Annotated in this window: 3 protein-coding genes; 1 reads left to right on the top strand and 2 read right to left on the bottom strand. The window is 61.9% G+C overall.

Annotated elements, in window-relative coordinates; all coding sequences use genetic code 11:
- The coding region (locus ACIREA_RS24750) for a DUF4159 domain-containing protein (protein ID WP_397385010.1) at positions 1-811 on the top strand (811 nt) is incomplete at its 5' end.
- Positions 812-1261: 450 nt separating this feature from the next.
- On the opposite strand, the gene typA is transcribed toward ACIREA_RS24750, so the two are convergent.
- Positions 1262-3103, bottom strand: coding sequence for a translational GTPase TypA (gene typA / locus ACIREA_RS24745; protein WP_397385009.1), 1842 nt, complete (start codon positions 3101-3103; stop codon positions 1262-1264).
- Positions 3104-3538: 435 nt separating this feature from the next.
- On the bottom strand, positions 3539-5984 hold a 2446-nt coding region (locus ACIREA_RS24740; RefSeq protein WP_397385008.1), incomplete at its 5' end, for a beta strand repeat-containing protein.

Raw genomic sequence — 5984 nt, 5'->3', positions numbered from 1 at the left:
GCGTCCCACCCAGTTCGGCGTCAAGGATGGCAGCGTGCCCGAAGATCCGCGAGACACCCGTCGCGGTCAGGAGGAGGGCTACCCCACCTGGCCGGTGAGCAAGGAACTGCCCAACGACACCTTCACCTTCGCCCGCATCCGCTATAATTCGATGAGCCACGGCGGGCGCGGCTGGGGCAGGGGAAATCGCAAATGGTCCACGGACTATCCGGATTCCGACATGAACATGTCCTACCGCCTCCAGCAGCTCACCTCGCTGCAGGTCAATCCAAACGGCGCCATCGTCGATATTGATCCCGAGCAGTTCCGCCATTTCCCCTTCCTCTACATGATCGAAGTCGGCGACATCGACATCACCGATGACGAAGCGAAGACCATGCGCGAGTACATGCTCAACGGCGGCTTCATCATGGTCGACGACTTCTGGGGCACGCGTGAGTGGGAGAACTTCGAAGTCGCCCTCAAGCAAATCTTCCCCGACCGCAAATTGGAGGAGATCCCCCTGGAGCACGAAATCTTCCACATGGTCTTTCCCATCAAGGTGAAGCCGCAGATCCCGCACATCCGCTTCGCTGAGTATGTCATCAACCAGGGCATCACGTATGAGTTCGACAAGGAGGGCTCCGAGCACGTCCACTATCGCGGCTACTTCGACGACAAACGCCGCCTCATGATGGTCATCTGCTGGAACACCGACACCGGGGAGGGATGGGAGCAGGAGGGGAGTGATCCGTGGTACTTCCGCGAGTTCTCCGAGAAGTATGCGTATCCGTTGGGCATCAACATCATCTTCTATGCGCTGACGCATTGAAGGGTGGGAAAGTACTCCAGAGCTTTAGCTCTTTCCGGAAGGGGCTGCGATGTTGTGAGGCCGTCAAGGGCGACTGCGATGTGGTTGGGCAGGTTGAGCTAGCTTCGATCATAGACCCTGCGGCAGCGCTGCCCAGAACGAGCTTATAGCGTTTTCCAAAACAGATTTCCGAAAAGCACGCGTGGCGACGCTCGACGGCGCTTGGAGGACCAAGCGCCCTACCTCGCGCCGGGCACGCGCTTGCCCAAGGCTGGTAGGGCGGACTGTCCTCAGTCCGCCGCCGTCGAAGCCCACAATGTTCGAGCAAGAAACAGCCTGCTAAACGGAAATGAGTTTTGCGAACCGCTATAAGCTCTGGAGTACTTTCCAAGCCCCCAAACACAATGAAGCCCGACGGACACGAAGGTCGGTCGGGCTTCAGAGATGGTTTGCGTTGCTGTCAGCAGGCGCTTACGCCGCGCCTTCGAGCTGGGCTTCGCTCTTCTTCTTCTCGCGCTGGCGCTGGCTGGAGTCCAGCGTGCGCTTGCGCAGGCGGATGCTCTTCGGCGTGCACTCGGCGAGTTCATCGGGGGCGATGTACTCGATGGCACGCTCAAGGCTGAAGCGGACCGGTGGGGAAAGCGCGATGGCCTTGGTGCCGCCGGCTTCACGGAAGTTCGTCAGGTTCTTGCTGCGCGTCGGGTTCACGGGCAGATCGTCTGCGCGTGGGTTTTCACCGATGAGCATGCCGTCATAGACGAGCTCACCCGGGCCGATGAAGAGCTTGCCGCGGATCTGGATGGTATCCAACGCGTAGCTGGTGGCTTCGCCGCCTTCGGTGCTGACGAGAGTGCCCGTGGAGCGGGTCTGCATCGGTCCGGCATGCGGGGCGTACTCCTTGAAGAGATGGCTGTGAATGCCGTGACCGCTGGAAAGGTTCATCAATTCAAACTCAAAGCCGATGAGGCCACGAGTAGGAACCAGGGCCTGCAGGGTGGTGCGTCCGGCGTGGGCGTTCATGTCCTCCAGCTTGCCTTTGCGCTCGTTGATGCACTTCATGATCGGGCCGAGGTATTCATCCGGCACGTCAAGGAAGAGGGTTTCAAACGGCTCGCACAGCACATCGTCGATGCGCTTCATGATCACCATCGGACGGGAGACGAGCACTTCGAAGCCTTCACGGCGCATCTGCTCCACCAGCACGGCGATCTGCATGGCACCACGGGCGCTGACATCAAAGATACCAGCGGTGTCGGTGTCCTTGACGCTGATCGTCACATTCATCTTCTGCTCGCGGTCCAGGCGGTCGCGGATCTTGCGGGAGGTCACGTGTTCGCCTTCGCGTCCGGCCAGCGGGCCGTCATTCACAGCGAACTGCATGACGATGGTCGGAGGATCGATCGCCACGAAGGGCAGGGCAGGGGCGTCTGCCGCGCCTGCCACGGTCTGGCCAATGTCCACGTCTTCAAAGCCGGAGATACCGACGATGTCACCGGCGATGCCTTCCACGGAGTCGCTGGTGGTCAGCGTGGTGTATTGGAACACCTTGGTCACTTTGACCGGCTTGGCTTTCTCTTCCGGGGTCTTGCCCAGCAGGAAAACGCGGTCACCCAGTTTCACGCTGCCGCGTGTGACTTTACCGATGGCCACACGGCCCACGAAGTTGTCCCAGTCGATGTTGGAGACGAGCATTTCAAAGCTGCCTTCGACTTCGGCTTTCGGGGCCGGGATGTGCTCCACGATCTTGCCCAGGAGGAAGGTCATGTCATGCTGCTCGCCGGTCGGGGAATCCGTCACCCAGCCTGCACGGGCACTGCCATAAAGGAAGGCGGCATTGAACTGCTCTTCGGTGGCGTTGAGTTCGAGGAACAATTCGAGAACCTTGTCATGCACCTTCTGCGGTTCAATGTTCGGGCGGTCCATCTTATTGATGAGCACGATCGGCTTGATGCCCTGTTCCAGCGCCTTCTTCAACACGAAACGCGTCTGCGCCTGCGGGCCGTCATAGGCGTCCACCACGAGCATCACGCCGTCCACCATCTTCATCACGCGTTCCACTTCGCCGCCGAAGTCGGCATGGCCGGGAGTATCAACGATGTTGATGATGTGGTCATTCCAATGAACGGAAGTGTTCTTCGCCTTGATGGTGATGCCCTTTTCCTTTTCGAGGTCCATGGAATCCATCGCGCGTTCGGCAATGGCTTGGTTTTCGCGGAAATTGCCACTGGAGCGCAGGAGGCCGTCAACGAGCGTGGTTTTGCCGTGATCGACGTGGGCAATGATGGCGATGTTGCGAATTTTATCAGGGGTCATGGGCAGTTTTGAGGGAAGGGGGGTCGCGAGAATAGCAGCCCCAGAGCCATAGGCAACCAATTCGCTGCGCCTGTTTTGTCAGATTTGATAGATTCGGTGGCGGCGAGGGGGACTGCAGGGGCCGGGTTATGCCCAAAAATTCAGGCTGCGCCGCACTGATTGTGGCGATTTCGTGCGGTCACCGCGCCTGCCCCGCAGAGAGATGGCGTTTTCCAAAACTGATTTCGGAAAGCGTGCGTGGAGACGTTCGGCGGCGGCTTGAGGACAAGCCGCCCTACCTCGCGCTGGGCATTCGCATGTCCAGCGCGGGTAGGGCTGGCTGTCCTCAGCCAGCCGCCGCCGAAGCCCCTGATCTTCGAGCAAGAAACAGCCTGCTAAACGTAAATGAGTTTTGCGAACCGCTATATTCCCAGCCCGGGCATTCAAAAACCAATTTCAGCGGCGGCGTCTTGCCATGAGGAGCGCCAAGCTCAGCCCCAGCAGCAGCGCCCGGGAAGGCTCAGGCACATTGGCCACGACGATGGAGAGATCACCCGCGCTGGTGAAGGCGCTGAAGTCCCAGGCAAAGCCAGTGCCGGTGAGGTCTGGCAAGATCAGCCCCGCTGGGGTGTCGCCATTTCCATACACCAGACCGGTGTAGTTGTAGCGGCTGTCAAACGTGGGCGCAGCTCCCAGACCCGACCAGTCCAGCAGATGGAAGGTGGCGGCGGCCGGAGTGAAGGCTCCGGCGGTGATGGTGAGGTTTCCGTTGAAATTGACGAGGGTGCTCCCCGTGCCGGTGATCTGCAGCATGTCTGAGGTGCCGCCGGGATTGATGCCGAGGATGATCGTGCTGCCTGCCTGAAAGTCGATGCTGCCCGAGCCTGCGGTGGGCGTGAAATGCAGCGTGCCGTAGCTGCTTTGCGCCGTGCTGTCTCCTACCTGCACGGTGGACCCGCTCGCTGCGGTGAAGCTGCTGCCCTGCACGTAGCCGGTGCCCAGCAGCATGCTTCCTGATTGCACACTTACCGCACCGGTCCCGGTCTGGCCTGCGCCGTTCGCGCCGACCTGCAGCGCGCCTTCGCTCACCACCGTCGCGCCGGTGTAGGTGTTGGCGCCTGTCAAGGTGGTGGTTCCCGTGCCGACCTTTGTGAGACCATACGCACCGGAGATGACAGCATTCACCGTCAGGCTGCCGCTGCCTCCGATGCTGGAGTCTGATGCGAGCGCCACCGAGGTGACGTTCGCCGTGGCCGTCGCAGTGCCGCCGGTCACGGTCACCGTCGGCGCACTGGTGTAACCGCTGCCGCTGTCCGTGAGATCGACGCCGGTGAGCACGAAGTTGCCGTCCACCACCGTGGCTGCTGCGCCTGTGCCGACGGTGATGCTCACCGTCGGCAGTGACGTGTAGCCCGTGCCCGCATTGACCACATTGAGGCCTACGACGGTGTAACGCGTGGCGTTGCCAGTGCCAGTGGGATTGGTCCCTGCGGACAGCACGGTGCCGCCAGTGAATGTGAGGGTGGGGGCGGCTGTGGTAAAGGAGCTGCCGGGGTTCGTGACGGTGATGCTGGTCACTTTGCCGGTGCCGTCGAGGTTGGCCGTGGCGGTGGCTCCGTTTGAAAGCGTGACCGTGGGCGCGACGCTGTAAGTCGTGGTGCCCGCGGTGATCGTGTAGGAGGCTGTGGTGACACCCAAGGATGCCGTGACCACCGCACCTGTGCCGCCGCCACCGGAAACGGTGACGACCGGCGCGGCTCCATAACCGCTGCCGCCAGCCGTCACATTAAAACTGGCGGACGAGAGCCCTAGCAGCGCCGTGGCCGTGGCGGTTGTGCCCGTCGTCGGTGCGTCCAAGGTCACCGTGGCTCCCACGGACCATCCCGCCGTGTTCACGGAGGACATGTTTAAGGACGCAATGCCACTGCCGATGCTGGCTGCGGTGTCGCTGTTGTTCACCAGCGCCCCGCCGTTGCTCACGCCCAGGCCGTTCAGGGTGATCATTCCCTGCACATTGGTCTGCCCGTTCAGATCCAGCGTGGCACCGGCGTTCACCACCGTGCCAGTCGCGCTGGTGGCCAGCGTGGCGCCGTTGTTGCCCAGTGCTGCGGCATTGCCCAGGGCCAGCGTGCCCTGCGCCACCGTGGTCCCGCCTGTGTAGTTGTTTGCACCACTGAGCACAAAAGTTCCTGCCCCATTCTTGATGAAGCCCAGGTTGTTGTTCGCGCCGGTGTTATTGGTGCCCACACCACCCAGCGTGCCGCTGTAGGTCTGCGTGCCGGAGGAGACGTTCACGCTGAGCAGGCTGGTGGTGGTGCTGCCGCCGAGCACCGAGTTCGCTGTGCCGGTGCCTGAGGTGCCGAGTCCGGCGATGCTCTGGGAGAAGCCGTTGAGCTGCAGAATGCCCGAACTGCTGCCGCTGCCCAGCGTCACGCTCGTGCCGGTCGGCAGGCGGTCATTGCCCAGATTCAGGATCAGGATGCCGGCCTCCACATGGGTGGCTCCGGAGTAAGTGTTGTTGGCACCGCTCAGGATCAGGTTGCCCAGTCCTCCTTTGATCAAGGCCCCCGTGCCGCTGACGCTGCCGCTGAGCGTGAGGACGGAGAGGCTGCCTGTCACACTGGTGCTGCCGCTGCGGTTGCCATTGTCCACCTCGATGAGCGAATCGCTCTGCAGCACGATTTCATTGCTGATGGTGGTCCGGGGATCCAGCAGCGAGGTGCCGACGGTTTGGTCAGACACCCGCAGCGCGCCGTTGCCACCCAGCCCGCGCCCATTGATCATGATGCGCCCGCCGCTGGCGATGTTGAAGGTGCCGGTGCCATCATCCTCGACGCCCCAGGTCGCGCCGCTGGCCACGGTGACTGAGGCTGCGGAAGTGAGCTGCGAGCTGTTGGAATAG

Source organism: Prosthecobacter sp. (assembly GCF_044373815.1).
Lineage (GTDB): Bacteria > Verrucomicrobiota > Verrucomicrobiia > Verrucomicrobiales > Verrucomicrobiaceae > Prosthecobacter.
The sequence above is the reverse complement of the archived record's forward strand: the minus strand, read 5'-3'. Positions and strand labels throughout refer to the sequence as shown.